Origin of the sequence: Streptomyces sp. NBC_00102 (assembly GCF_026343115.1) — a bacterium.
Lineage (GTDB): Bacteria > Actinomycetota > Actinomycetes > Streptomycetales > Streptomycetaceae > Streptomyces.
Map to the genome: position 1 here is coordinate 3,533,989 of NZ_JAPEMC010000001.1, position 26,017 is coordinate 3,560,005.

Here is a 26,017-nt window from a genome sequence, read left to right on the forward strand (position 1 = left end):
CCGCCCCGGCCGACGGCGCGTCCGCCGTGTCGCCGCTCTCCGCCTCCACCGTGGCCATCGCGCGCCGGCGCGGCGCAGAGCTGGAGCGGGAGATCACCGCCGAGCCCGGCCGCTTCCGGGTGATGACCGGGGACCGGCCGACCGGCCCACTCCACCTCGGGCACTACTTCGGCACACTCCACAACCGGGTCCGCCTCCAGGACCTGGGCGTGGAGGTGTTCGTGCTGATCCCCGACTACCAGGCGCTGACCGACCGGGACGTGGTCGACCGGCTCGCCGAGACGATGGAGGGGCTGCTGCTCGACTACCTCGCCATCGGGATCGACCCGTCCCGTTCGACGATCTTCAACCACAGCGCGGTGCCCGCCCTGAACCAGTTGCTGCTGCCCTTCCTGAGCCTTGTCTCGGTGGCGGAACTGGGCCGCAACCCCACCGTCAAGGACGAGATCGCCCACTCGCGCCAGGCCGCTGTGAGCGGCCTGATGTACACGTACCCGGTCCACCAGGCGGCCGACATCCTCTTCTGCAAGGGCAACCTCGTCCCGGTGGGCCAGGACCAGCTGCCGCATCTGGAACTCACCCGGACCGTCGCCCGCCGCTTCAACGAGCGGTACGCACCGGTCTTCCCGCAGCCCGAGGCGCTGCTCTCCGCCGCACCGCTCCTCCTCGGCACGGACGGCGGGAAGATGAGCAAGAGCCGCGGCAACGCCATCGCCCTCGGCGCGACCGCCGACGAGACCGCGCGGCTGATCAAGGGCGCGAAGACCGACGCGGACCGGCACATCTCCTACGACCCCGAGAACCGGCCCGCCGTCTCCAACCTGGTGCTGCTCGCCGCGCTCTGCCAGGACCGCGAGCCGCACGAGGTCGCCGAGGAGATCGGTGACGGAGGTGCCGCCGTGCTCAAGCGGACCGTGACGGAGGCCGTCAACACCCGGCTCGCGCCCATCCGGGCCCGGCGCGCGGAGTACGCGCGGGACCTGGGATACGTAGGGTCCGTGCTGCGGGCGGGGAACGTCCGCGCGAACGAGATCGCCGAACGCACCCTGGACGAGGTCCGGGAGGCCATGGGGACGCTGCGGTAGGGCGTGCCGCGTGTCACCGGGACAGGGGCCGGGTGTCGCGCCGAGCGGTGCGGCGCCCGGCGCCCGGGTCACTTCTTGAGGAAGTCCAGCAGGTCCTGGTTGAACTTCTCCTTGTCGCCCGGCACCAGGGCGATGCCGTGCGAGCCGCCTTCGTAGACCTTCAGCGTGGCGTCCTTCACCAGCTTCGCGGTCTTGCGTCCGGTGGCGTCGATCGGGACGACCTGGTCGTCGTCGCCGTGCACGACGAGGGTGGGAACGTCGAACTTCTTCAGGTCCTCGTGGAAGTCCGTGGACGCGAAGGCGTCGACGCAGGCGACTCCGCCCTCGATGGTCTCGGCCATGGCCATGTACCAGAACGCGTCCTTGTTGCCCTGAGTGACCTTGGTGCCCTCGCGGTTGGCGGAGTGGAACCCCACCGCGGTGTCCTTCCAGAACTGCGAACGTTCCGTCAGGATGCCCTTCTTGATGTCGTCGAAGACGCTCTGCGGAACGCCCTCCGGGTTGTCCGGCCCCTGGAGCATCAGCGGCGGGATCGCGGAGAGCAGGACGGCGGATCTGATCCGCCCGGTGCCGTGCCGGCCGATGTACCGGGCCAGCTCGCCGCCTCCCATGGAGTGGGCGACCAGGGTGACGTCTCTCAGGTCGAGCTGGGTGATCAGGTCGTTCAGGTCGTCGGCGAAGGTGTCGAAGTCGTAGCCGTCCCACACGGGGGTGGACCGGCCGTGGCCCCGGCGGTCGTGGGCGATGCCGCGGTAGCCGGCGTCCGCGACGGCCTTGAGCTGGTCCTGCCAGGCGTCGCCGTTCAGTGGCCAGCCGTGGATGAAGACCACGGGCCGCCCCTGCCCCCAGTCCTTGTAGAAGATCTCGACTCCGTCGCGCGTGGTGCAGACGGGCATGTGCTTCTCCCTCTCCTGCGGTCGTGCCGTACGGGGGACAACACGGCCCATTACCGCACGAGGGGAAAATCGAGGGGGAGCGTTCTTGGGCCGAACGGGTGAGGGTGGGGGCCGGGTCCGCGGTCCGATCGGGTACACCCATGTTTCACGTGAAACGGGATGCCTGCGGTGCCCGGTCCCCCTGTCCCGCGGACGCCTCCGAGCCCGGTCCGTGCCCTGCGGGGGGTCAGCGCCGTACGGCCCCTGAGCGCTGTCGGCGGAGTAGCTCGGCCAGTCCGCGGCGGGTCGCGGCGATCACGACCCGGTCCTCGGCCTTGAGGACGTACCCGGGCGGGAGGTCCCAGATCAGCCCCGAGGTGCGCTGCTGCCTCCCGCCGGTGTCGTAGGGGGGCGCGGCGGCGAGGTCGGCGACCCGGTCGCCGAGCGGGGTGGTGTCCAGGGCCAGCACCCGCCAGGAACCCGCCCGGAACGCCTGCGCGACGGTGTGGCCCTCCAGCTGCGGATGTCCGCCCACCACCAGGGCGGCGAAGAGCATCACCTTCCGCTCGACCGGGACGGCGCCGAGGATCTGCCGGCCCATCATCGCCACGGCGAAGGAGGGTGCGGCCAGGTGGGTCACCGACCGGGAGCGGGTGGTGGCCTGCGGATGGGCGGTGCGCAGGGTGCGGTAGACGATGGTCGCGAAGTCGTCGTCGTAGAGCCGGAGTGCCACCCGCAGGTCGGGCTTGATGGACCGGGCGTAGAGGGTCGCTTCGAGGTTGGTGGTGTCGCTGCTGGTCAGGGCGAGCAACGCGCGGGCACGGCCGATCTTCGCCGCCTCCAGTACGCCTTCCTGGGTGACGTCCCCGATGACGGTCGGCACGTGCAGGGAGCGGGCCAGCGGGATGCCCCGGGCGTTCGGGTCCTCCTCCACGACGACCACGGGGATGCCGAGCTCGCGGAGACGTACGAGGACCCGGGTGCCTATCTTGCCCAGGCCGAGCAGCACCACGTGGCCGGAGAGGCCGCGCGGCGGGCGGCGCAGCGAGGAGGCGGTACGCAGGGTGCCGAAGGCCTCCAGCACCGCCGCGATCAGCAGCGGCAGCAGCAGGAGTCCGGCCACCCCCGACAACAGCTGGATCATCTTGCGTGCGGAGGGGGCCGTGTCCTCCGCCGGGTCCCCCATGGCGACGAGGTCGAGCAGGGTCAGGTAGACCGAGTGCTGCGGGCTGTCCCCGGTCGTGCGTACCGAGGCCACCGCCAGGGCGACCACCGCCGCCGCGACGCCCAGGGCCGACCAGCGCAGCCGCCGGGAGAACACCTGGCTCAGCGGGGCGCCCCTGCCTCCCATCCGGGCGGCGGGCCGGTCCGGGCCCGACCGGCTGACGGTCTCCAGGACGACGGTGCCGCGCCCGGTCGCCGCCGCCACGGACCGTTCGTCGGGCAGCAGCCGTGGTCCTTCGTCGCCGCTGCTGTCGGAGCCTTCGGCGCCGGCCGGGTCGACGGTGGTGGACGAGAGGAGCGCGAGGGTGCAGAGCCCCGGGTCGGCCCGCTCGCCGGGGCCGGGCGGGGTGCGTTCGACCGCCCGCAGCAGCAGTCCCTCCGCCTGGACGACCTTGCTGCTGCCGGTCAGCGCGGTGGCGGCGAGGGCCGGGGCGACCGTGTCGGCGTCGGAGAGGACCGTGGTGCTCGCGTCCAGCGAGGCAGGGTCGAGTCCGGGTGCGGCGAGGGCAGCGGCCTGGTCGAGCAGTGTCTCCAGGTGGACGCCGAGCTTGCGGTTGTAGAGCCGGATCACCAGGCGCAGCCGGGGGTTGAGGCGCCGGGCGGTGAGCGCGGCCCGGATGTTGCGCTCGTCGTCCTCGTAGACGAGGGCGAGGGCGGCGGCCCGGTCGGCGCCGGCGTCCTCCAGGACGTCGTCGGAGGGCTCCGCCGCCTCCAGGATGAGGACGGGCTCCACACCGGCGTTGGTGTCGCTGTCCCCGGAGCCGACGCCGTCCACGGGAGCGGCCCCGGCGCCGTTCCGGCTCATCGCGGCGGACATCCGGCCGAACAGTGCGGAGGCGCGGGCACGTTGGTTCATCGGGAGGTCGGGCTGCGCGGCGTCCGGACCGGGCGGGAGGATCAGGGTGACGCGTTCCCCGTAGACGTACCGCAGTTCCACCGCGAGCCGTCGGGCGAGCGCGTCGTCACCGCAGACGACCATGTGGCCGGTGGTCGAAGGGCGTTGGGGGCGCTGCGGCTGCTGGGGAAGAGGGGACACGAAACCCAGCATGCCTTGCTCCCGTCGGGCCGGTGCGGGACTCGGAGATCCGGATGCGGTGCGTCCGCCCCAGGGATGCGGTACGGCGGCCTGGCAGTTGCCGGCCGGGCGCGGAACCGCCGTGGTGGGTACGGGCCGGGCGCCGTGATCCGTGGAGGAGGCGGGCGGGAGAGACCCGGTACCGAGCCCCGTCGCCGGGACGCGGTCGCCGGGTCGTTCCCCCGATTCCCCCCGTCCATCCCCCGTCAGCACCGCCGTCACTGCCTGGTCGTTCCCCCGTGCGGTGCTGGACGGATCGTGTCATCCGCGAGGGTCGTCGCGCACTGCCGGAATCCGGCAGTCCTGGAGCGGGGAGACTTGCCGGGCAGCGACACGGACGAGGGTGCGCTGCGCGTACGCACGGGAACAGGGAGAGGGAAGGGCCGATGGCGGAGCCGCACATACCCATCGAGGCGCTGGGGAACTACGTCCACGTCCTGGCGGAAGTGGCCGCGACGGGCAGGCGGTTGACGCACAAGGAGCTGGAGGAGCGCCGCGATCTGGGCCGGGACGCCGCGGAAGCGGGTCTCCGGCTGCGCGAACTGATCACCCTCCACCTCGCGCAGACCCGCGCGCACTGGCCGTGCACGACGGCCCGGGGTGGTTCCGGCGCGACGGACGCGGTGTTGCATGCCGTCGAGCAGGCCGTGGACGCCTTCGCCGAGGGGTTCGAGGGGGCGCAGCGGCTGACGGTGCGGCGTGAGGAGGCGGCCCGGCGCGAGTTCATCGACGACCTGCTGTACGGGCGCAGCGACCTCGGGCGTCTCGCGGAGCGGTCCACCCGGTTCGGGCTGCATCTGTCGCGGGCGCACGCGGTCGCGGTGGCTGTGGGCCCGGAGGCGTACACCGAGACGGACGTGGTGCCGCGCAGCGTGGAGGCGGCGATGCTGGCCCGGTTCAGCGGGCGGGAGATCCTGCTGACGACGAAGGACGGCCGGCTGATCTGCGTCGCGCCGGGCAGCAAGCCGGAGGTGCTGCTCCATTTCGCCAAGCAGTCCCACGCGGCGACCGGCGGCGGGCAGGTGGCCATAGGCCGCCCGCACCATGGTCCGGGCGGTGTAGTCCAGTCGTACGACGAGGCGCTGGAGGCCCATGAACTCGCCGGGAGGATGGGCCTCGGCGACCCGGTTCTGCACGCGGTCGATCTGCTGGTCTATCCCGTGCTGACCCGGGACCGGCAGGCCATGGCGGATCTGGTGCGCAGTCGGCTGGGGCCGCTCCAGAAGGCCAGGGGTGGTGCCGAACCGCTGCTGCGGACCCTCTCGGTGTACTTCGAGGCGGGGTGCGTGGCGGCGGAGACGGCCCGCCGTCTGTCGCTGAGCGTGCGGGCGCTGACGTATCGGCTGGAGCGCATCCACGAGTTGACCGGTTCCGACCCGTCCGACCCGGTGCACCGCTACACCCTGCAGACGGCGGTCATCGGGGCCCGGCTGCTGGACTGGCCCGCGAAGGAGCTCTGACCCCCTGCGCGTACGGCACCGCGTGCGGGTGGTCAGGTGGTGTCCGGCGGACCACCGCCGGACACCACCTGGGATTCAGACCCCGACGTCCCGCCGCCCGAGGTCGGCGAGGGACTCCCGGCGTACGAGCAGCCGCGCGGCGCCGTCGGAGACGGCGACCACCGGCGGCCGGCCGACGAGGTTGTAGCCGGAGGCCATCGACAGGTGGTAGGCCCCTGCGGCCGGGACGGCCAGCAGGTCGCCCGGGTGCACGTCGCCGGGGAGTTCCACCGCGTCGGCCAGGACGTCGCCGGCCTCGCAGTGCCGGCCCACCACGGTCATCATCAGCCCGGGTGCGGTGGAGGCCCGCCCGACCATGCGGGGCAGGTACCGCACCCCGTACAGCGCGGGGCGCGGGTTGTCGCTCATGCCGCCGTCGACGGCGACGAAGGTACGGGTACCGGTCCGCTTGACCGCGAGCACCCGGTACACGGCGACGCCCGCCGGGCCGATGACCGCCCGTCCCGGTTCGACCGTGAGCCGGGGCACCGGCAGCATGGCGCGTGCGCAGCCGGCGGCCAGTTCGGCGCGGATGCGTGAGGCGAGGGCGGGGATGTCGAGCGCGGGTTCGCCCGCCCGGTACGCGATCCCGTGGCCGCCGCCCATGTTCAGTTCGGGCAGCAGCACGCCGTGCTTGTCCCGGGTGCGGGCGAGGAGCCCGACCATCCGGCGGAGGGCGGACACGTACGGCGTGATCGAGGTGATCTGCGAGCCGATGTGGCAGTGCAGGCCCACGAGTTCGAGCCCCGGCTGACCGAGCACCCGGTCGATGGCGTGCTGCGCTGAGCCGTCCACGAGGGAGAGGCCGAACTTCTGGTCCTCCGTACCGGTGCGTACCGCCGCGTGGCCGCCGGCGGAGATCCCGGGCACCACCCGGATCATGACGGGCTGCCGGGTGCCGTGCGGTACCAGCGCGGCGAGGCGGGCGATCTCGGAGGTCGAGTCGAGCACGATTCTGCCCACGCCGAGCCGTACGGCGGTGCTGAGGTCCTCCGGGCTCTTGGCGTTGCCGTGCAGCACGATCCGGTCGGCGGGGAAGCCCGCGCTGATCGCGAGGAGGAGTTCGCCGGCCGAGCAGACGTCGAGCCCGAGCCCTTCCTCGCGTACCCACCGGGCGACGGCCCGGCTCAGGAAGGCCTTCGCCGCGTAGACCACGTCCGCCTCTTCGGGCGGGAAGGCGGCGCGGTAGGTGCGGCAGCGGCTGCGGACCTCTCCTTCGTCGAGCACGTACAGCGGGGTGCCGAACCGGTCGGCGGCCTCGGTCAGGGAGACCCCGCCGACGGTCATGTCCCCGTGCGGGCCGGGGCGCGTCGAGGCGGGCCAGACGTCCTGCGGATACGCCTGCCGGGCCGGGGAGGCGCACGGGGTGAGGGCGGAGGGGCCGGCCGGGGAGGTGACCTGGGCGGCCGAGCGAGGGGCCTCCCCGGCCGGGTCGTGGGGCCCGGCCGGGGGGAGGGCGCCGGCGGGGCTTGGGGACCCGGCCGGCGCGGGGGTGGGGACGGGGGCGAGAGGGGTCATGGTCATGGTGCGATCCCTTCAGCGTCCGGGGCGGACGAGCGCGGGAGCGTCGGGGACTGCCGGCGCGAGGGGAGTCGTGCCCGGCGCGGACGTGTCCGGCGCGGTGCGTGGAGCCCGGGCGGCCCGCGCCGGGGTGTGGGGCACCGAGGGGTGCGGATCGGCGGCGCGCGGCGCGGAGAGCTGCGGGTCGACGGTGAGGGTACGGACGCCCAGCGGCGCGGCGAGGTCGCGCAGGGCCGGTTCGCAGAGGCGCACCCACCGCTGCCCGGCGCCCAGCGTGGCGACGAGCCGCTTCTCCGAGGTGAACGCGACGGCGGTGCGCGAGCCGAGCGGCGTGCGGAAGAACAGCGCCCGGACGCTCGAGGGACAGCGGGCGGAACCCGACCGGACGGGAACGAACAGTGGCCCGGCCGGGACGGATGCGAGCGGGGGTCCGGCCGGGACGGGTTCGAGGGGGTCGGGGTCCTGCAGCGCGCTTTCCATGGTGCCTCCAAGCGTCGGCAGGGTCGCGGACGCGACCCGGCGGTTCGTCTTCGACGCTAAGTCCGCAGGCGGGAGGTGGCGCGGGCACGGGCCGGGCCCTGACGGGTACTTGACGCCGGACCCGGGTCACATTGATGCGCCCCTGATGCGGGGGGCGCTTCTCGGCCTCGGAGACGGCGGCGGAGAAGGCGGCGGAGACGGCGGCGGAGACGGCCTCGGAGAAGGCGGCGGAGGTGGCCACGGAGACGGCGGCGGAGGTGGCCACGGAGACGGCGGCGGAGGTGGCCACGGAGGTGGCTTCACGAACCGCCTTGGAGACCCGGCCTTCGAGACCCGGCCTTCGAGACCCGGCGCGGAAAAGGGAAACGCCCCAGCCGTGGAGGCCGGGGCGTGCCTGGGTGGAGCTGGGCGGGTCCGGGGTGTGCCGGGGCCGCCCGGGTGTGCCGGGGTGGTCGGCTCAGAGGTCGAACTCGTGCGGCGGCAGGTCGAGCGCGAAGCACGCCTCCCGGACCACGGCCTGCTCCGACTTGTCGAAGTCGCCGTCGGCGCCACCGATCACGATGCCGATCTGGATGACCGCGCGCGCCTCGGCCGGCTTCTTCTTCGCCTTGGCGATCTCCTGGAGGATGGAGACCTTGCCGAAGGCGAAGTCCGCGGTGAGCTTGTCCACGTACGCGTTGAAGCGACGCTGGAGGTCGTCCGCGGGGAAGTTCTGGAGCACGTCGTTGCTCATGATCAGCTGGGCGACACGCTGCCGCTCCGACGGGTCGATGGAACCGTCGGCCGCCGAGACCAGGGCGCACATCGCCATGCTCGCGTCGCGGAACGCCCCGCTCTTCAGGTCGTTCTTCTTCGCCTCCAGCTGCGTCTGCATCGTCGAAGCGGATTCCTTGATCCGGTCCCAAAGGGCCATGACGTCTCCATACGTTGCTCTGTGGTGCGCTGCCTGAACCGAAAGGAACTCTACAGACGTGTAGAACTCGGTGCTCGACCCGGCAGGCTTTGCCCCGGAAAGCCGGCTCAGTAGGATGCGGCGATCGCTGAGCAGTGCCCGGGGCCGTCCCGCCGTGACTGCGAGAACTCGCGCGAAGGGCGGGCACCGCATGGGAAACGCCGGAGGACACCCAGACGTTCCGCCGGGGCGTGACGCGTCACCTGAGCACGGTCTTCGTCCTGGCCAGGACGGGGTCCCGGGCCCGCGCCCCCTCCCGGACACGGCCTCCGCGGACACGGCCTCCGCAGACACGGCCTCCCCGGCGGACGGCGGGCGGCCTCCCCGGCGGGGGCAGGGCGAACTGGAGGCCCAGGTGCTCGCCGTCGTGCGCGCGGGCGGCGGGCCGGTGACGGCGGGCTGGGTACGCGAACGCCTCGACGGCGGGCTCGCCCACACGACCGTCATCACGATCCTCTCCCGCCTCCACGCGAAGAACGCCGTCACCCGCACCCGCGTGGGCCGCTCCTACACCTGGACGAACGCCTCCGACGAGGCCGGCCTCGCCGCCCTGCGGATGCGCCGGGTCCTCGAAGGCGAACGGGACCGCGAGGCGGTCCTCGCACGCTTCGTCTCCGCGCTCAGCCCCGGCGACGGGGAACGCCTGCGCGCCCTGCTGGCGCTGGCCGACGCGGCCGGCCCGGACAGCCCCGACTCCGGCACGGCACCCGTCGAACCCGACGGTGCCCCCCACGTCCCCGGCCGCGCGCCGGGGAACCGATGACGACGACAGGGGCGTTGGGGGAGCGATGGGCGTCTTCGTCTACCTGCCACTCGTACTGCCGCTGACCGCGCTGCCCGTCGCACGGTTGGCCGCACACCATCTGCACCCGCGCAGCGCGACCCGGCTGCTGGCCGTCGCGGGTACGACGCTCGCGCTGTGCTCCACCCTCTGCCTCGCCCTCCTGATGGTGATCGGTACGGCCCAGCTCCCCGGCAACCCGTTGCCGGACGGCTGGTCGGACCCCCAGGTCAGGGCCGCGCTGCCGTACGAGGACCGGACGGGGCTGGTGGCAATCGGGGTCCTGGGCGCGGTGGTGGCGGGATGCGCGCAGACGCTCGTACGCCATGTGCGCACCCGGGTCGCGGCGGCCCGCGCGCTGGAGGTGCCGGAGAGGTCGGGAGCGTCGGCGGTGTCGGGGACCCCGGAGACGTCGGGGGCGCCGGCCGTCTCGGGCGACGGCCGGGACCGTGGTTTTGGGGTGCGCGTGGTCGAGTCCCCCGCTCCGTACGCGTACGCGCTCCCCGGCGGTCTCCGTCGCCGAGGGGAGGCCGGTGCGGGCCGGGTCGTGGTCTCCAGTGCCCTGCTCGGCTGCCTCGAACCGGCGGAGCGGCAGGCCCTGTTCGCCCACGAGCGGGCCCATCTCGCAGGGCGCCACCACCGCTATCTGCTGCTGACGCAGCTGGCCGCGCGCGCCAATCCGTTCCTGGTGCCGCTCCGTACGGCGGTGGCGTACAGCACCGAGCGCTGGGCGGACGAGGAGGCCGCGCGGGTGGTCGGCAGCCGGCACGTGGTGGCGCGGGCCGTCGGCAAGGCGGCGCTGGTCTCGACCCGTTCGCCGTTCGAGGGCCTGGCGGGATTCTCGGCGGCAGGGCCGGTGCCGCGCCGGGTCGCCGCTCTTCTCGACCCCGCCCCGCCCGCCCGCTTCTGGCCCCCGGCGTCCGCCCACCTCCTCCTCGCCGGGCTGACGGCAGCGGTGGGCACGACTGCGTCGGCGCTGTCGTCGGTGAACGCCACGGTGTCGCTGGTACGCATCCTGCACGCGGCAACTCCACTGTAGTGAGCGTGATGTGGGCCGGTGCGGGGGAGAACTCGCAGGTCAGGAAAGTCGGCGCGCCCTACGCGTACACAACTGTCGCTATGTACGGGAACGATGACAGTGCTGTCCTGGGTCGAGAACTTCCGGCCGGGAGGGCCCCCGAGGGGCCCATGATGATCACGCAACAGATCACGTAACAGAACACCGGCAGACCGAGGAGACGTCTCTCCGCGGACGCCCTTCCCCCGGGAGCGACACCATGGCCTCGGCCCTCCGTACCAAGACCGCCGTCCTTCTCGCCGCCGCGGTCGCGAGCACCCTGCTCCTGACCGCTTGCCAGGGCAGCGACTCCGACTCGGACAACGGTGCCCAGGACACGAGCAGCGGCTCCCCGTTGGCGACCCAGCCGGACGCGGGCGCGGCGTCCGTCTCGGCCACCCCCACGGCGAACACCTCGGACGGGGACGCCACGTCGGGCGGCGGGTCGGCCTCGGACTCCGGCTCGGGTTCGGGCTCGGACGCGACGTCGGGCGGATCGGAGACGGTCATCGAGGGCATCGACCAGGGCAAGGGCGTCAACGGCACCTGGAACGGCAAGGTCCGCTTCCTCGCCCCCGGCAAGTACACGGTGACCGGCTCGGACGGGACCGACCAGCAGTTCCTGGTGTCCGAGGACACGGACATCGAGGGCACCGGCGACATCTGCGGGACCTCGGAGGGCCAGGCCGCGATGCCGTGCAGCGAGGAGATGCTGGAGGCCGCCACCAAGGGCGACGGCGTCGACGCCGAGGTCGTCGTCGCGAACGGCATCGCCAAGAGCATCGTCGACAACCACTGACACGGCTCTCCCTGACACACGTCTCCCGCTCCCCGTCCGCGGCCATCGGCCGTTCCGGACGGGGAGCGGGAGTCTTCGCGTCGTAGGGCAGGTCCTGCGAGGACCTCAGTCGCGGCCCTCGCCGACGTGTTCCGGCGTGAGGTCGTCGTGGGTGGGCCGGGCCGGAGCGGGCCTGGTGGAGGTGGAGGCCGCCTTGCGCTCCCGGAGGCGTTCGCCGGTACCGGTGCGCCCGTCGCGGAGTGCCTTGACGGCCTTGATCCGCATGACGGCGGGCTCGGTCCAGCGGGCGGTGAGCGGGCCGAGGATGACCAGGATCAGCACGTACGCGGTGGCGATGGGCCCGATGCGCGGTTCGGTCGCGACGGCCAGACCGGCGATGACGATGGAGAACTCGCCGCGTGCCACGAGCGTGCCGCCGGCCCGCCACCTGCCGCGCGACTTGATGCCGGCGCGGCGAGCCGCGTACCAGCCGGTGAGGATCTTGGTCAGTACGGTGACGATGGCGAGCAGCGCCGCCGGGAGCAGCACCGGCGGGATGTCGGCCGGGTTGGTCGAGAGGCCGAAGAAGACGAAGAACACCGCCGCGAAGAGGTCCCGCAGCGGCGTCAGCAGCTTGCGCGCCCCCTCGGCGACCTCGCCCGAGAGCGCGATGCCGACGAGGAACGCGCCCACGGCCGCCGAGACCTGGAGCTCCTGCGCCAGCCCGGCGACGAGCACGGTCAGTCCGAGGACGACCAGGAGCAGCATCTCCGGGTTGTCGGAGGAGACGGCCCGGCTGATGAGCCGGCCGTGGCGCAGCGCCAGGTAGAGGACGAACCCCACGGTCCCGAGCGCGATCAGCAGCGCGACGCTGCCTCCGGCGAGCCCGACTCCGGCGACCATGGCGGTCAGCAGCGGCAGGTACACCGCCATCGCCAGGTCCTCGATGACGAGGACACCGAGGATGACCGGGGTCTCCCGGTTGCCGAGGCGTCCCAGGTCCGTCATCACCTTGGCGATCACCCCGGACGAGGAGATCCAGGTGACACCGGCCAGTGCGACGGCCCCGGCGGGACCCCAGCCGAGGATCAGCGCGGCGACCGCGCCGGGGGTCGCGTTGAGGACGAAGTCCACGAGACCGGAGGGGTACTGGGTCTTGAGGCTCGTGACCAGTTCGGAAGCGCTGTATTCGAGCCCGAGGAGGAGCAGCAGCAGGATCACGCCTATCTCGGCGCCGACCGCGGTGAACTCCTCGCTCGCGCCCAGGGGCAGCAGCCCGCCTTCGCCGAACGCGAGACCGGCCAGGAGGTAGAGGGGGATCGGCGAGAGACCTATCCGGCCGGCGAACCGCCCGATGATCCCCAGCCCGAGAATGACGGAGCCCAGCTCCACCAGCAGTGCGGTCATGTCGTGCACGATCAGCCCTCCGCAATGATCTCGGAGAGCGCGTCGACGCCCTCACGCGTGCCGACGACCACGAGGGTGTCGCCGATGGCCAGCCGGAAGTCGGGCCCGGGCGACGGATGCGCACTGTGCGTCCGCAGCACCGCCACGATCGACGCCCCCGTACGGGTCCGCGCCTGCGTGTCCCCCAACACCCGCCCGCCGTACGGCGAACGGGACCCGAGCGGGATGTGCTCGGTGACCAGGTCGATGCCCTCGGTCCGTACGGCGTCTATCGGCGCGGCGTCGATGAGGTGGGCGAGCGCGGTCGCCTCGTGCGTCGTGAGGGGTACGGACAGGCGGCACGAATCTGGGTCGTCCTCCTCGTAGAACCCGATGAACCGGCGCCCGTCGTGGTGGACGACGACGGAGATGTGCTGGCCCGACTCGGTGGTGAAGTCGTACTGAGCCCCGACTCCGGGCAGCGTGGTGCGGCGGGTTCCCATGGCTTCCTCCCGAGTGGCACGCCGACGCGTGCGGCGCCCCTTGTCAGCTCTTGGTGATCTCTTTACCTTTCAACACCTTAACGCGATCCATACGCCCGACCGGGAACCGGGTGGGGCGGTCGTGCGTACGGGGGTGGCGGTGGGGCGGGGTGATCGTCTCGGGGGCGGTCGAGGGTGGTTGCGGAGGGTGGCTGACGGGGTGGGTGGGGGTGTGATCAACTGGGCTTAAGGGTTTGGGTGTTGACTCATATGGGCACTATGTCGGATATGCCGGAATCGGTGAAGTTGGCCTGGGGGGCTGCGGTCGCCGGGTGAACCAGCAGGTCAGGAAGAGTGCTCCCCGCGCGTGCGGGGATGGTCCCCACTGCCGCCGCGTGTCCGGAACCGCCCTCGTGTGCTCCCCGCGCGTGCGGGGATGGTCCCTTCCTCGACACCCCACCCGAACCCGACCACGTGTGCTCCCCGCGCGTGCGGGGATGGTCCCTCTCAGGGTTCCGCTCCGTGGTGCGCGCCTCAGTGCTCCCCGCGCGTGCGGGGATGGTCCCCCGTACCCCGACCACGTCCCCGAAGACGGCGAGTGCTCCCCGCGCGTGCGGGGATGGTCCCCGTAGTCCCGCGCATGACGACGGCGACCACCCGGTGCTCCCCGCGCGTGCGGGGATGGTCCCAGCGCCACTTCCTCACCCGTCACGTCATGACGGTGCTCCCCGCGCGTGCGGGGATGGTCCCGGTGGTCCTCAACGCCGCGTCCGGCGCCCCCAGTGCTCCCCGCGCGTGCGGGGATGGTCCCACGCCGGAGAGACGCAGCTCTCGCCCACCTCCGTGCTCCCCGCGCGTGCGGGGATGGTCCCTGGACGGGCGTCAGAGGGTGCGGCATGCGGGTGTGCTCCCCGCGCGTGCGGGGATGGTCCCTTGGCGAGGTGGCTGTCGCCCAGTGCAACAACGTGCTCCCCGCGCGTGCGGGAATGGTCCCGCTGTCCTGGGCGGAGTGGATGACGGCCCGAAGTGCTCCCCGCGCGTGCGGGGATGGTCCCTTCCCCGGCGGCAACACCCGCCCGGCGAGGATGTGCTCCCCGCGCGTGCGGGGATGGTCCCCTGAACGCGGCCGTCGCGGTGTACGTGCTGGTGTGCTCCCCGCGCGTGCGGGGATGGTCCCACCCGGCTCAAGCCCGCCCACGACCCGATCCTGTGCTCCCCGCGCGTGCGGGGATGGTCCCACCAGTGCCCCGGTTCGGATCTTGATGCGGGAGTGCTCCCCGCACCTGCGGGGATGAGCCCGTCGTCATCGCGAGCCCCGGGAGCGTTCGCGCTCAACTCTCGTACGCCCGGGCGCTGTAACCGTCACTGCGCCCCGTTACGAGCGCCCCCGCACCCCCGAACAGGCCCGCACACGCTCGTAATCGACGCAAAAACGCCCAGAGCTTCGCTTCCGCGCGCCCAAATTCGGGCAATAGATGAAACCGACCAGTCAGATTTTTTCTTTCCCGATCTCTCTTCCCCTCATCGACTTGAGTACTGCAATCTGAGGCCCTGCGAGCGGGCACAGCATGTGCCATAGGCATAGGGGGAGACGTGCAGCTGTCCGACGCTGCCCGGAGTGTGTGGGCCAAGCACGATCACGACTCCAAGGCGTGGATGCCGCTCCGGCAGCACCTCGATGACAGTGCCGCCGTGGCGGGCCGGTTGTGGGACGAGTGGTTGCCGCGCAGCGTCCGGGCGCAGGTCGCGGAGGTGTTGCCGGGTGGGGAGGCGGACGCGCGGCTGCTGGTGGTCTGGCTCGCGGGGACGCACGACATCGGGAAGGCGACGCCCGCGTTCGCCTGTCAGGTGGAGGATCTGGCGGACCGCATGTGCCGGGCCGGTCTGGAGGTGCCGCTCCTGAGGCGGTTCGGGGAGGACCGGGGGATCGCCCCTCATGGGCTCGCGGGTCAACTCATCCTGAACGAGTGGTTGGTGGAGAGGCACGGGTGGCCCAGGTCTGCCGTGGACCAGTTCTCCGTGGTGATCGGCGGGCACCACGGTGTGCCGCCGAGCGATTCGCAGCTGGACGGCGTCGCTCTGCATCCGGAGCTGATACGTACCCCGGGGCGGACCGAAAGCCGTTGGCGGCAGGTGCAGTTCGAATTGCTCGACGCCTTCGCGGAGACGCTCGGGGCATCCGGAAGGCTGGCTGACTGGCGGCGGGTGGAGTTGCCGCAGACGGTGCAGGTGCTGCTCTCCGGGACCGTGATCGTCGCCGACTGGATCGCGAGCAACCCGGACCTCTTCCCGTACGCGGGTGAGGGGGTGTCCCGGGACTCCGCGGAGCGGGTCGCGGCCGCGTGGGGCGGGATCGACCTGCCGCCGCCGTGGCAGCCGGCCGAACCGGAGGGAACGGCGGACGAGTTGTTCGCCGCGCGGTTCGCGTTGCCGCCGGGTGCGACGGCGCGGCCGGTGCAGGAGGCGGCCGTACGGATGGCGCGGGAGCTTCCCCGCGCCGGGCTGATGGTCATCGAAGCGCCGATGGGAGAGGGCAAGACCGAGGCGGCTCTCGCGGTGACGGAGGTCTTCGCGGCTCGTACGGGTGCGGGGGGCTGCCTCCTCGCGCTGCCGACCCGGGCGACGAGCAACGCCATGCTGCCGCGCCTGACCGCTTGGCTGAACCGTCTGGACGGGATCGCGGGGGCCGGGCGGCACTCGTTGTTTCTCGCTCATGCCAAGGCCGCGCTCCAGCAGGAGTACGCGTTGCTCATGGAGAAGGAGGGGCGTCGTCCGCTCCGGGCCATCGATCCGGACGGTCCCCGGGCCGCTCGCCGGACTTCGCGGGACCAGACGCCGGTGGCAACGGAACTGATTGCCCATCAGTGGCTGCGCGGCAAGAAGAAGGGGCTGCTGTCCTCCTTCGCGGTCGGCACGATCGACCAGCTGCTCTTCGCGGGTCTCCGCAGCCGGCACCTCGCGCTGCGTCATCTCGCGGTGGCGGGCAAGGTCGTCGTGATCGACGAAGTGCACGCCTACGACGCGTACATGAGCGTCTACCTGGAGCGCGTCCTCAGCTGGCTCGGTGCGTACCGGGTGCCGGTCGTCATGCTCTCCGCGACCCTTCCTGTGGGTGTGCGGAGGTCGCTGATCGACGCGTACACGGCGGGTGGGTCAGCGGGACGGGGGGAGGCCGGATCGGCGGGACGGGGGGAGGCCGAGTCCGGCGATGCCCGGAGCCCGGCCGTGTACCCGCTCCTCACCGCGGTCCCGGCCCCGGGCCCGCGCGGCGGCACTGGCAGCCCCGGCAGTGACAACCCTGGCACGGACATCTCCGGCACTGGCAGCCTCGGCGCGGCGGACTCCGGCACGACGGACTCCGGCGCGTCGGACTCCGGCGCGGCGGACGCCGTGATCCTCACGGCGCGTCCGGCCGCCGCGTCGGACCGCGAGGTGGAGGTCGCGCTGGAGCCGTTGGAGGACGGGCCCGACGTACTCGCGGACACGCTCGCGCACGCGCTGCGCGAGGGCGGTTGCGCACTCGTCGTACGGAACACCGTGGAACGGGTCCTGGAGACGGCCGCGTTGCTCCGCGAGCGGTTCGGTACGGAGAACGTCACCGTCGCCCATTCGCGGTTCCTGGACCTGGACCGTTCGGACCTCGACGCGCGGCTCCTGAGCCGTTTCGGGCCGGAGGGTGACCGCCCGAAGGGGACGCAGGCGCACATCGTCGTCGCGAGCCAGGTCGCCGAGCAGTCCCTGGACGTGGACTTCGACCTGCTGGTGACCGACCTCTGTCCGGTGGACCTGATGCTCCAGCGCATGGGCAGGCTCCATCGCCACCAGCGCGGCCCCGGCCAGATTGAGCGGCCCGCCCCGCTCCGTCGGGCCCGATGCCTGGTCACCGGCGTCGAGGGCCGGGGCCTGGGGCGGAGCGAGCAGCTCGAACAGCCGGGCGCACCCGTCCCGGTGGCGGGGTCGAAGGCCGTGTACGGGCTCCACGCGCTGCTGCGGTCCGCGGCCGTGCTGCGCATGTATCTCGGGCCGGAGAAAAGGGCGTTGAGGATTCCGCAGGACATCACGGGCTTGGTGCGGACGGCGTACGGAGCCGAGGAGATCGGCCCGCTCGACTGGGCGGAGGCCATGCGGGCGGCCGAGGAGGAGCACCTCGTCGAGGTGGGCAGGAAGCGCAAGGCGGCGCGGGCGTTCAGGATCGATCCGGTGCGTGAGGACGGCAGTCCCCTGATCGGATGGATCGACGCGGGTGTCGGGGACGCGGACGACTCGATGGCCGGGCGGGCCCAGGTCCGGGACACCGAGGAGAGCATCGAGGTCCTGGTGCTCCAGCGGCACGAGGACGGTTCGCTCACCACGCTGCCCTGGCTGCGGGACGGGCGCGGAGGCGTTCCGCTGCCGGTGGACGCGGTGCCGCCGTACCGTGCGGCGAAGGCGCTCGCCGAGAGTTCGATGCGGTTGCCCGGTGTTTTCACGAAGCCTTGGGTGATCGACCGGACCATCGCGGAACTTGAGGAATTCATGGTTCCGCAGTGGCAGGTGAAGGAATGCCCGATGCTCGCGGGGGAGCTTGTTCTGGCTCTGGACGTGAATTGTCAGACCCGGCTGGCAGGCTTGGAGATCGAGTACAGCCGGGTGGACGGACTGAAAGTCACGCGCCCGGAAGCTTCGGCGTGAGGAGGGGACCGATGGACAGGGAAGTCGACGCGGGAGTACGGTCGTTCGACCTGGTGACGGAGGCGTGGCTGCCCGTTCAGCTCACCGATGGTTCGTCGGCGGAGTTCTCGCTGCGTGAGCTGTTCGCCGAAGCGGGACGGGTGCGGCGGCTGGTCGGTGACGTGCCCACGCAGGAATTCGCCCTGGTGCGACTTCTTTTGGCCATTCTCCATGATGCCGTCGATGGGCCCACGAGTATCAGGCGCTGGCGGGCTCTCTGGGAGGACGAGAATTCGTTCGATTCCGTTTCTGTCTATTTGGAGAAGCATCGCGATCGTTTCGATCTGCTCCATCCGGTGGCGCCCTTCTTCCAGGTGGCCGGATTACGTACGTCCAAGGACGAAGTCGCCGCGCTGAACCGCATCGTGGCGGATGTTCCCAACGGTGATCCCTTCTTCAGCATGCGGATGCCGTCCGTGGAGCGGCTGAGCTACGCGGAGGCCGCGCGCTGGGTGGTGCACGCCCACGCGTACGACACCTCGGGCATCAAGTCCGGTGCGGTGGGGGACGTCCGGGTCAAGGGGGGCCGGGGGTATCCGCAGGGCGTCGGCTGGGCGGGGAACCTCGGCGGTGTGATGGCCGAGGCGGACGACCTGCGCCGGACCCTGCTGCTCAACCTGGTGGCCACCGACGCCGGCCTGCTGGACGTCGACGAGGAGGACGTTCCCGCCTGGTGCCGAGTGCCGAGCGGGCCCGGGGCCGGCAAGGAGTCGGAGATGGTCTCGCGCCCCACGGGCCCGCGCGACCTCTACACCTGGCAGACGCGCCGTATCCGGCTCCACCACGACGGCGCCGGGGTGCACGGCGTGGTGCTGGGGTACGGCGACCCGCTCCCTCCGCGCAATCAGCACCGGGCCGAGCCGATGACCGGGTGGCGGCGCAGCGAGCCGCAGGAGAAGAAGCACCGCCTTCCCAAGGTGTTCATGCCGCGCGAGCACGATCCGGCCAAGGCTGCCTGGCGCGGGCTGGAGAGCCTGCTCTTCGCGGGCGCGCCGCTCTCCGGGGGCCGGGCGAAGGAAGGGCCCGAGAGTGTACGGCCGGTGGTGCTGGAGTGGGTCTCCGCGCTCTTCCACCGCGGGTTCATCCCGGACGGGCTGATCCGGGCGAGGACGATCGGTGCCCGGTACGGCACCCAGCAGTCGGTCATCGACGAGCTGGTGGACGACGGGGTCACGCTGCCCCTGGTCCTTCTGCACGGTGAGGATCTCCGGTACGCCCGTACGGCCGTGGTCGCCGTCACCGATGCCGACAACGCCGTGAACGCACTGGGTGATCTCGCGGGCGATCTGGCCCAGGCCGCCGGGACGGACCGGGCCGTGTCCCGGGACGCCGCCCGCGACCAGGGGTACGGCGCGCTGGACGGCCCGTACCGCCGGTGGCTGCGGGGGCTGGTGGCCGGTGTCGATCTGGACCGGGCGCGTACGGACTGGCAGCGGGTGGCGTACCGGACCGTCGAGCGGCTCGGCCGGGACCTCCTGGACGCGGCGACCGCGGCGACCTGGGAGGGGCGGATGGTGGATACCCCGCGCGGCCCGGAGTGGTTCGACGACACCAGGGCCGACCGTCTCTTCCGTTTCCGCCTCGGCAGGGCACTGCCCCGCGCCTGGGACGGTCCGCAGGAGGCTGCCCAAGCCCAGGCCCACGCCCAGGCCGAGGACGGCGCCCGCGCCCAGGCCCATGCCGAGGACGGCGCCCGCGCCCAGGACGGTCCGGGCCCGCGCGGCGGCCCGGACTCCAAGGACACCAGGGTCGGTTCCGTGCGGGCCGATCAGGACACCACCGTCGGCGGGACGGACGCCGACGTGACCGTTTCGGAGGTTCGCACGTGACCACAGCGCAGCAGCAGCCGGTGCTGCCCCGGCAGGAGCCCGCTCGGGCCCCGGCCGAGGCACCGGCGGAGCCGAGGAGCAGGGCCGAGCGGGTCGGCGAGGCGGTGCATGCCCATGTGATCCCGCTGTACCGGGGCTACCGCGACGACGCGCCCGCCGCCGTGGCCGCGCTGGCCCGCATCCGGCGCGGCGCGGGCAAGCCCGCCGGGTCGCTCTCCGACCTGTGGGGTCTCATCGGGATGGAGAAGATCGACACCACGGGCTGGGGCGAGGGCGACGTGGTGCGCGCCGAGGAGGCGGTGCACCTGGCGGTCACGCTCTGGGCCCTGCACCAGCAGTCCCACCCGGAGACCGCGATGCACGTGCGGGGCGGCCCGGACGTCGGCGGTGCGGTGCGCCGCCTCATGACGGCGGGCGAGATCGACGAGCCCGTCCGGAAGCGGTTCGTCCGCGCCGGTTCGGCCCCCACGGTCGAGGCGCTCGGCGCCCGGTTGCGGGAGCTGGTGCTGCTGTTCCGCCGGGACGGCATCGCCCTCGACTACGCGAAGCTCGCCCGCCAGCTCTACCGCTGGCAGGGCCCGGGCGGGCGCGCCGAGATCCATCGCGCCTGGGGGCGCGGCTTCCACCAGTACCGGCCGCCGGCCCAGCCCGGGACCGCCGACCGCGACGCCGCCGACCGCGCCGACGTCTCCCCGGCCTCCGCCACCCCGGCCTCCCCCGCCACTCCGTCCTCCGCCACCACTCCGTCCTCCGCCACTCCGACCGACAAGGACCTCCGCCCGTGACCCGGACCATCATCGACGTACACGTCCTCCAGACCGTCCCGCCGAGCAACCTCAACCGGGACGACACCGGGGCGCCCAAGACCGCCGTCTACGGCGGGGTGCGCCGTTCGCGCGTGTCCAGCCAGGCGTGGAAGCGGTCCACCCGCAGGGCGTTCGGTGAACTGCTCGACCCGAGCGAACTGGGCGTGCGGACCCGCAAGGTCGTGGAACTGCTCGCCGAGCGGATCGGCCGGCTCGACCCTTCGCTCGGGGGGACGGCGGGTGCCGAGGGTGCGCGGGCGGACGAGCTGGTGCTCGCCTTCGCCGCCGAGACGATCAAGGTCGCGACGGGCTCCAAGGTCGAGGTTCCCAAGCGCAAGGCGAAGAACGCGAAGGACGGTGACGAGGAGGCGGTGCTCGCCCCGGAGTCGCTGTACCTGATGTTCCTCAGCTCCCGTCAGCTGGACGGTCTCGCCGAGCTGGCGGTGGAGGGGCTGGGGAGTGAGCGGGAGCTGAAGGACTTCTTCGCGGACAAGGAGATCAAGGCGCGGGCGCGGGCGTTGGCGGACAGCCGGCATTCGGTGGACATCGCGCTTTTCGGCCGGATGGTCGCGGACGCCGCCGACATCAACGTGGACGCGGCGGCCCAGGTCGCGCACGCCCTCAGCGTGCACGCCGTGGAGAACGAGTCGGACTACTTCACCGCCGTCGACGACCGGAACACCGACAGCGAGTCCGGCGCCGGGATGATCGGTACGGTCGACTTCAACTCGGCCACTCTCTACCGTTACGCCGCCCTGGACGTGGACCGTCTCCGGGACAACCTCGGCGCGGGGCTCGACGAGGACAGGCCGGGCTCGGAGCCCGTACGGCGGGCGGTCGAGGCGTTCGTGCACGCCTTCGTCAACTCGATCCCCACCGGGAAGATCAACACCTTCGCCAACCACACCCTCCCGGACGCGGTCGTGGTCAAGCTCCGCACCGCGCGGCCGGTCAGCTTCGTCGGCGCCTTCGAGAAGCCGGTGACGGCCGACGTCACCGGCGGGCATCTGGAGGGAGCCTGCCGGGCTCTGGCCGCGTACGTTCCCGAGGTGGAGCGCGCGTACGGCGCCGGGGCGCCCGGCAGTACGTGGGTCGTGCGCGTCGGCTCCGCCACCCAGGCGCTGGCCGGGCTGGGCGAGGAGCTCTCGCTCGACGGGCTGGTCAAGTCGGTGGGCAACGCGGTCGAAAGCCGGCTGGGCGGCGTGTGAATGAGCAGCGTGCTGACCCTGCGGCTCGCCGGGCCGCTCCAGGCGTGGGGTTCCTCGGCCCGTTTCGCCCGTCGTACGACCGAGTCGGCGCCGACCAAGAGCGGGGTGATCGGCCTGCTCGCGTCCGCTCTCGGCCGCCCGCGCCACAGTGACCTGTCCGATCTCGCGGCCCTGCGCTTCGGCGTACGCATCGATCAACCGGGCTCCCGGGTGCGGGACTTCCAGACCGCGCATCACCCGGACACCGAGAAGTCCATGCCGGTATCGGAGCGGTTCTACCTCTCCGACGCCGTGTTCGTCGCGGCGGTGGCGGGCGATGCCGAGCTGCTCGTACGGCTGCGGGACGCCGTGCGCGCACCGGTCTTCCTGCCGTTCCTCGGCAGGCGGTCCTGCCCGCCCAGCGGCCCGATCGACCTCGGTCTCCACGAGGACGTCCGGGTGGTGGAGGCGCTGGCGGCGGAGGAGTGGCAGGCGAGCGCGTGGTACCAGCGGCGGTGGGCCGCGGAGGCGACGGTCGAGCTGACGGCGCTCCTGGAGGGCGAGCCGGGGGACGGACCGGGCGAGGGCAGCCTCCGGGACCAGCCGATCAGCTTCGATCCGGCCCACCGGCGGTACGGGCTGCGCACGGTCGTCTCGGCGCCCGTACGCGTACGCAATCCATGGCACCGGCCGGACGGCCGGCCGGCGAAAAACCGGCGCCCCGCGACGCTTCCGCCGCACGACCCGACGGCATCGCTGACGGGAGCGGTAGCGGGAGTGGGAGCGGTGGAGGTGACGGCCCCCGGCGGGCATCCAGTGGTCCCGGCGGCGGAGGAACGGACAGCCGAACGGACAGCCGAACGGACAAGGACGGACAGGGAGGGCCTCTGACATGTATCTCACGCGTTTTCGCATCAACACAGCGCGCACCGGGGCGCGGAGGCTGCTGGCCTCGCCGCAGCGACTGCACGCCGCCGTCATGGCGTCCTTTCCCGAGGCGCCGCCGCCGGCCGGGCAGGGCCCCCGGGTGCTCTGGCGGGTCGACCACAACTCCAACGCCGAGGTGCTCCTCTTCCTCACCAGCCCCACCCGCCCCGACCTCACCCATCTGGTGGAGCAGGCGGGCTGGCCGGCGGCTGAGGAACCGGGGTGGCGGACGTTCGACTACGCGACGTTCCTGGGCGGTATCGGCGCCGGCTCGACCTGGGCCTTCCGGCTCACCGCCAACCCGGTCCACAGCATCCGTCGCAAGGAGGGCGAGGAGACGAAGCGCACCGCGCACATCACCCAACGCCACCAGCTGAGCTGGCTGTTGCAACGCCAGGAACCGAACGGCTTCGAGATCATGGAGAAGCCGGAGGGGAACCGGGTGCAGGGGTTCGGGGACGCCCACCAGGTGACGGTGCACGGTTTCCGCGGCCTGGCCTTCACGAAGGGCACCGCCGACGAGGGCGCGCAGCGGGGTGCCCCCGTCACGATCAGCACGGTCACCTACGAGGGCCGGCTCCGCGTGACCAAGCCGGAGATCTTCGTCAACACCCTGACCAGCGGTCTGGGCAAGGCGAAGGCGTACGGCTGCGGGCTGATGACCCTCGCGCCGGTCGGGTGAGGGCGGTGGGTTCTTCGGGTTCCTCACTCCGTACGAGGAGTCTGTCCTCGCCCCGGGACCTCAACCGGGTCGGCGACCGGGTCTCCTTCGTCTACCTCGAACGCTGCACGGTCCACCGCGAGGATTACGCGATCACCGCCGAGGACGCCGAGGGCGTCCGGCACATCCCCTCGGCGACCATCGGCACCCTGCTCCTCGGTCCGGGGACGCGGGTGACGCACGAGGCGATGAAGATCCTCGGCGAATGCGGTGCGGGCGTCGTCTGGGTGGGCGAGCGGGGCGTCCGGTACTACGCGGCCGGCCGTGCCCTGTCCCGTTCCGCCGCCCTCATGGAGGCGCAGGCCGTCGCCTGGGCGAACCAGCGGACCCGGCTGGGAGTGGCCCGCGCGATGTACCGGCTCCGCTTCCCCGACGAGGACCCGGCGGGGCTCACCCGCAAGGAACTCCTCGGCCGGGAGGGCATCCGTCTCCGCGACTGCTACCGCGCCCAGTCGGCCCGTACCGGTGTGCCCTGGCGCGGACGGCACTACACCCCGGGCGACTTCACCGCGGGTGACGCCCCCAACCAGGCGATCACGGCGGCGGCCCAGTGCATGTACGGGGTCGCGCACGCCGTCGTCGCCGCGCTCGGCTGCTCACCGGCTCTGGGGTTCGTCCACTCCGGGCACGAGCTGTCCTTCGTGATGGACGTGGCTGACCTGTACAAGACGGAGATCGGCATTCCGCTCGCCTTCGACGTGGCTGCGGAGAGCCCCGAGGAGGTCGGGTCGCGCACCCGCCGGGCGCTGCGGGACGCGATCAACCAGCAGGGTCTGATGGACCGTTGTGTACGGGACATCAAGGCGCTCCTGTCGGTGGGGGCGTCGGGCAGCGGCGCGGGCGGCACCGGATCCGTGACGGCGGAGTTCGGCGGGGACGCGGACCGGGTGGTGCTGCTCTCCGACGGGGGCGCGGAGGTGGAGGCGGGCCGGAACTACGCCACCGAGGAGATGACCTGGTGAGGGCGGTGTTCGCACGGTGACCGTCATCATTCTCACCAACTGCCCTGTGTCGCTGCGGGGCCTGTTGACCCGATGGCTCCTGGAGATCTCGCCGGGTGTCTTCCTCGGCGGGCCCTCGGCCCGGGTCCGGGCGGAACTCTGGGCGGAGGTAAGCCAGTTCTCCGGACAGGGCCGTGCGCTCCTCGCGTACAGCGACGACAGCGAGCAGGGGTACTCCTTCGAGACCCACGACCACAAGTGGCACCCGGTGGACCACGAGGGCCTGACCCTGATGCTGCGGCCGAAGCAGGGAGGCGCCCGGCACCCCGCCCAGCCGGTGGTTCCGGCGAAGGGCTGGAGCAAGGCGTCGAAACGGCGCCGGTTCGGCGGCGGATGAGGAGCCGGACCGGGCGGCGGGTCCGGGGTGCCGGGACCGCCGCTTCCCCTCCCGCCGGGCGGCGGCACACTGCGGACATGAACGATACGAGCGTCACCCCCGGCAACCGTACCGATGGCCTCCTTAGCGCGGCTGAGCTTCTCGGACACCCGCCCGGCGCACGCTTGTTGATCGTCAACTGCGACGACTTCGGCATGTACTCCGCGATCAACGAAGCGGTGGTGGAGGCGATCGAGCAGGGCATCGCGGGCTCCTGCAGCCTGATGGTGCCGTGCCCGGCCGCTCCGGACGCGATGCGGCGACTGAGCAGGCGCCCGGAGATCCCGTTCGGCGTGCACCTCACGATGGTCTGCGAGATGCCCGGAAACCCCTGGGGCCCGATGGCCGGGAAGGAGAAGGCGCCGTCCCTGCTGGACCCGGCGGGCAGACTGTTCGCCCCCACCCCCGAAGGCCGCGCGGCGCTCCTCGCCCAAGCGCGGATCGAGGACGTGGAGCGGGAGTTCCGGGCCCAGATCGACACCGTGGCCGCCGCCGGCCTCACCCCCACCCACCTGGACTTCCACTGCCTGGCCGACGGAGGCCGCGACGACATCTTCGACCTCACCGTGTCCCTCGCCGGCGAGTACGGCCTCGCCGTCCGGGCCTGGCTGGCCCCCGCCCGCGCTGCCATGCGCCGACGCCGACTGCCGGTCAGCGAGAACGACTTCCTGGACAGCTACTCCCTTCCGCTCGACGGCAAACCGGCCCGCTACGCCCAGCTCCTGCGCGAGCTGCCGCCCGGTCTCAACGAATGGGCGATCCACCCGAGCCTCGGCACCCTGGAGTCCCGAGCCCTGGACGACGGCTGGCGGGTCCGGCGCACGGACTACGAGTTCCTGGTCTCGGCGGAGGCGCGTGAGGTGTTGGCGGAGGAGGACATCCGGGTGGTCGATTACGCGGAGGTGCGGCGGGTGTGGCGGGAGCGGAACCATGCAGACTACTGGGGGAGTTGAGTGCGCGGCCGGTGAGCGGTCGACTGGACTTGGAGGCTTGGGGCGTGGCCGTCGACGTTGTGAGGCGGCGGGGGACTGCGGTGAACCAAGGGCGAGTTGGCACGGTTGAAGCCGCGAGAGCGATGGGCGAGGTGATGGCGGGCGATACGCCGCTTTTGTCGGAGTCGGCGAAGTTGGAAGATTTGAGCCTAACGGCCGACTAAACGCCCAGGTCAGGAAGAGTGCTCCCCGCGCGTGCGGGGATGGTCCCGCGTGCCCGGCGGCGCACTCCAGCTTCACGTCGTGCTCCCCGCGCGTGCGGGGATGGTCCCT

The 26,017-nt window shown here is 72.3% G+C and carries 21 protein-coding genes and 1 CRISPR repeat array; of the genes, 14 read left to right on the forward strand and 7 right to left on the reverse strand.

All coding sequences use genetic code 11. The features are described from left to right. The first annotated feature begins 26 nt into the window (after positions 1–26). On the forward strand, positions 27–1,085 hold the full coding sequence (gene trpS, locus OHA55_RS15735; protein ID WP_266710688.1) for a tryptophan--tRNA ligase: 1,059 nt from the start codon (positions 27–29) through the stop codon (positions 1,083–1,085). Positions 1,086–1,153: 68 nt separating this feature from the next. Here the strand turns inward: trpS and OHA55_RS15740 are convergent, their stop codons facing one another. Together OHA55_RS15740 and OHA55_RS15745 are read right to left on the reverse strand one after the other, a co-directional pair. Then, the gene (locus OHA55_RS15740) at positions 1,154–1,981 is read right to left on the reverse strand and encodes an alpha/beta fold hydrolase (RefSeq protein WP_266706739.1); all 828 of its coding nucleotides are present in this window, start codon (positions 1,979–1,981) and stop codon (positions 1,154–1,156) included. A 226-nt stretch (positions 1,982–2,207) separates the two neighbouring features. Further along, positions 2,208–4,232: a TrkA family potassium uptake protein gene (locus OHA55_RS15745; RefSeq protein ID WP_266706741.1), complete on the reverse strand. Its 2,025-nt coding sequence runs from the start codon at positions 4,230–4,232 to the stop codon at positions 2,208–2,210. Between the two features lie 413 nt (positions 4,233–4,645). On the opposite strand from OHA55_RS15745, the gene OHA55_RS15750 reads away from it, so the two are divergent. Continuing rightward, the gene (locus tag OHA55_RS15750; protein ID WP_266706743.1) at positions 4,646–5,719 is read left to right on the forward strand and encodes a CdaR family transcriptional regulator; all 1,074 of its coding nucleotides are present in this window, start codon (positions 4,646–4,648) and stop codon (positions 5,717–5,719) included. A gap of 75 nt (positions 5,720–5,794) precedes the next feature. Here OHA55_RS15750 and lysA read toward each other — a convergent pair whose 3' ends face one another. From lysA to OHA55_RS15765, 3 genes are all read right to left on the reverse strand, one after another. Then, positions 5,795–7,282 (reverse strand): diaminopimelate decarboxylase, encoded by a 1,488-nt coding sequence (gene lysA, locus OHA55_RS15755; protein WP_266706745.1) that lies wholly within the window; start codon positions 7,280–7,282, stop codon positions 5,795–5,797. Positions 7,283–7,294: 12 nt separating this feature from the next. Further along, positions 7,295–7,759 carry an SAV_915 family protein gene (locus tag OHA55_RS15760; RefSeq protein WP_323180419.1) on the reverse strand — a complete coding sequence of 155 codons (465 nt, stop codon included), beginning with the start codon at positions 7,757–7,759 and terminating at the stop codon, positions 7,295–7,297. 457 nt (positions 7,760–8,216) lie between these two features. Continuing rightward, on the reverse strand, positions 8,217–8,672 hold the full coding sequence (locus tag OHA55_RS15765) for a tellurite resistance TerB family protein (RefSeq protein WP_266706747.1): 456 nt from the start codon (positions 8,670–8,672) through the stop codon (positions 8,217–8,219). Positions 8,673–9,054: 382 nt separating this feature from the next. Between OHA55_RS15765 and OHA55_RS15770 the strand changes: the two genes are divergently transcribed. From OHA55_RS15770 to OHA55_RS15780, 3 genes are all read left to right on the forward strand, one after another. Then, the gene (locus tag OHA55_RS15770) at positions 9,055–9,474 is read left to right on the forward strand and encodes a BlaI/MecI/CopY family transcriptional regulator (protein ID WP_266710692.1); all 420 of its coding nucleotides are present in this window, start codon (positions 9,055–9,057) and stop codon (positions 9,472–9,474) included. 25 nt (positions 9,475–9,499) lie between these two features. Continuing rightward, a complete protein-coding gene (locus OHA55_RS15775) occupies positions 9,500–10,531 on the forward strand; it encodes a M56 family metallopeptidase (RefSeq protein ID WP_266706749.1) in 1,032 nt (343 codons plus the stop codon). Positions 10,532–10,769: 238 nt separating this feature from the next. After that, the gene (locus tag OHA55_RS15780) at positions 10,770–11,348 is read left to right on the forward strand and encodes a hypothetical protein (protein ID WP_266706751.1); all 579 of its coding nucleotides are present in this window, start codon (positions 10,770–10,772) and stop codon (positions 11,346–11,348) included. A gap of 105 nt (positions 11,349–11,453) precedes the next feature. Here the strand turns inward: OHA55_RS15780 and OHA55_RS15785 are convergent, their stop codons facing one another. Continuing rightward, positions 11,454–12,743: a cation:proton antiporter gene (locus OHA55_RS15785; RefSeq protein ID WP_266706753.1), complete on the reverse strand. Its 1,290-nt coding sequence runs from the start codon at positions 12,741–12,743 to the stop codon at positions 11,454–11,456. Positions 12,744–12,745: 2 nt separating this feature from the next. Then, a complete protein-coding gene (locus tag OHA55_RS15790; protein ID WP_266706755.1) occupies positions 12,746–13,216 on the reverse strand; it encodes a cation:proton antiporter regulatory subunit in 471 nt (156 codons plus the stop codon). 333 nt (positions 13,217–13,549) lie between these two features. Beyond that, positions 13,550–14,494: direct repeats of the CRISPR family, unit length 29 nt; unit sequence GTGCTCCCCGCGCGTGCGGGGATGGTCCC. A 294-nt stretch (positions 14,495–14,788) separates the two neighbouring features. Here OHA55_RS15790 and OHA55_RS15795 point away from each other — a divergent pair. The 9 genes from OHA55_RS15795 to OHA55_RS15835 all read left to right on the forward strand — a co-directional run bounded on the left by OHA55_RS15795 (position 14,789) and on the right by OHA55_RS15835 (position 25,705). Continuing rightward, a complete protein-coding gene (locus OHA55_RS15795; RefSeq protein ID WP_266706757.1) occupies positions 14,789–17,866 on the forward strand; it encodes a CRISPR-associated endonuclease Cas3'' in 3,078 nt (1,025 codons plus the stop codon). A gap of 11 nt (positions 17,867–17,877) precedes the next feature. Beyond that, a complete protein-coding gene (gene casA / locus OHA55_RS15800) occupies positions 17,878–19,734 on the forward strand; it encodes a type I-E CRISPR-associated protein Cse1/CasA (RefSeq protein WP_266706759.1) in 1,857 nt (618 codons plus the stop codon). Next, complete coding sequence (gene casB / locus OHA55_RS15805; protein WP_266706761.1) at positions 19,731–20,519, forward strand: type I-E CRISPR-associated protein Cse2/CasB; 789 nt, start codon at positions 19,731–19,733, stop codon at positions 20,517–20,519. The genes casA and casB overlap by 4 nt, the downstream gene beginning before the upstream one ends. After that, complete coding sequence (gene cas7e / locus OHA55_RS15810; RefSeq protein ID WP_266706763.1) at positions 20,516–21,748, forward strand: type I-E CRISPR-associated protein Cas7/Cse4/CasC; 1,233 nt, start codon at positions 20,516–20,518, stop codon at positions 21,746–21,748. The genes casB and cas7e overlap by 4 nt, the downstream gene beginning before the upstream one ends. Then, the gene (gene cas5e / locus OHA55_RS15815) at positions 21,749–22,618 is read left to right on the forward strand and encodes a type I-E CRISPR-associated protein Cas5/CasD (protein WP_266706765.1); all 870 of its coding nucleotides are present in this window, start codon (positions 21,749–21,751) and stop codon (positions 22,616–22,618) included. Between the two features lies 1 nt (position 22,619). After that, positions 22,620–23,336, forward strand: coding sequence for a type I-E CRISPR-associated protein Cas6/Cse3/CasE (gene cas6e, locus OHA55_RS15820; RefSeq protein WP_266706767.1), 717 nt, complete (start codon positions 22,620–22,622; stop codon positions 23,334–23,336). Between the two features lie 5 nt (positions 23,337–23,341). After that, the gene (gene cas1e / locus OHA55_RS15825) at positions 23,342–24,337 is read left to right on the forward strand and encodes a type I-E CRISPR-associated endonuclease Cas1e (protein ID WP_266706769.1); all 996 of its coding nucleotides are present in this window, start codon (positions 23,342–23,344) and stop codon (positions 24,335–24,337) included. Positions 24,338–24,353: 16 nt separating this feature from the next. Then, positions 24,354–24,713 carry a type I-E CRISPR-associated endoribonuclease Cas2e gene (gene cas2e / locus OHA55_RS15830; protein WP_266706771.1) on the forward strand — a complete coding sequence of 120 codons (360 nt, stop codon included), beginning with the start codon at positions 24,354–24,356 and terminating at the stop codon, positions 24,711–24,713. 77 nt (positions 24,714–24,790) lie between these two features. Continuing rightward, positions 24,791–25,705, forward strand: coding sequence for a polysaccharide deacetylase family protein (locus tag OHA55_RS15835; RefSeq protein WP_266706773.1), 915 nt, complete (start codon positions 24,791–24,793; stop codon positions 25,703–25,705). Positions 25,706–26,017: the final 312 nt, after the last annotated feature.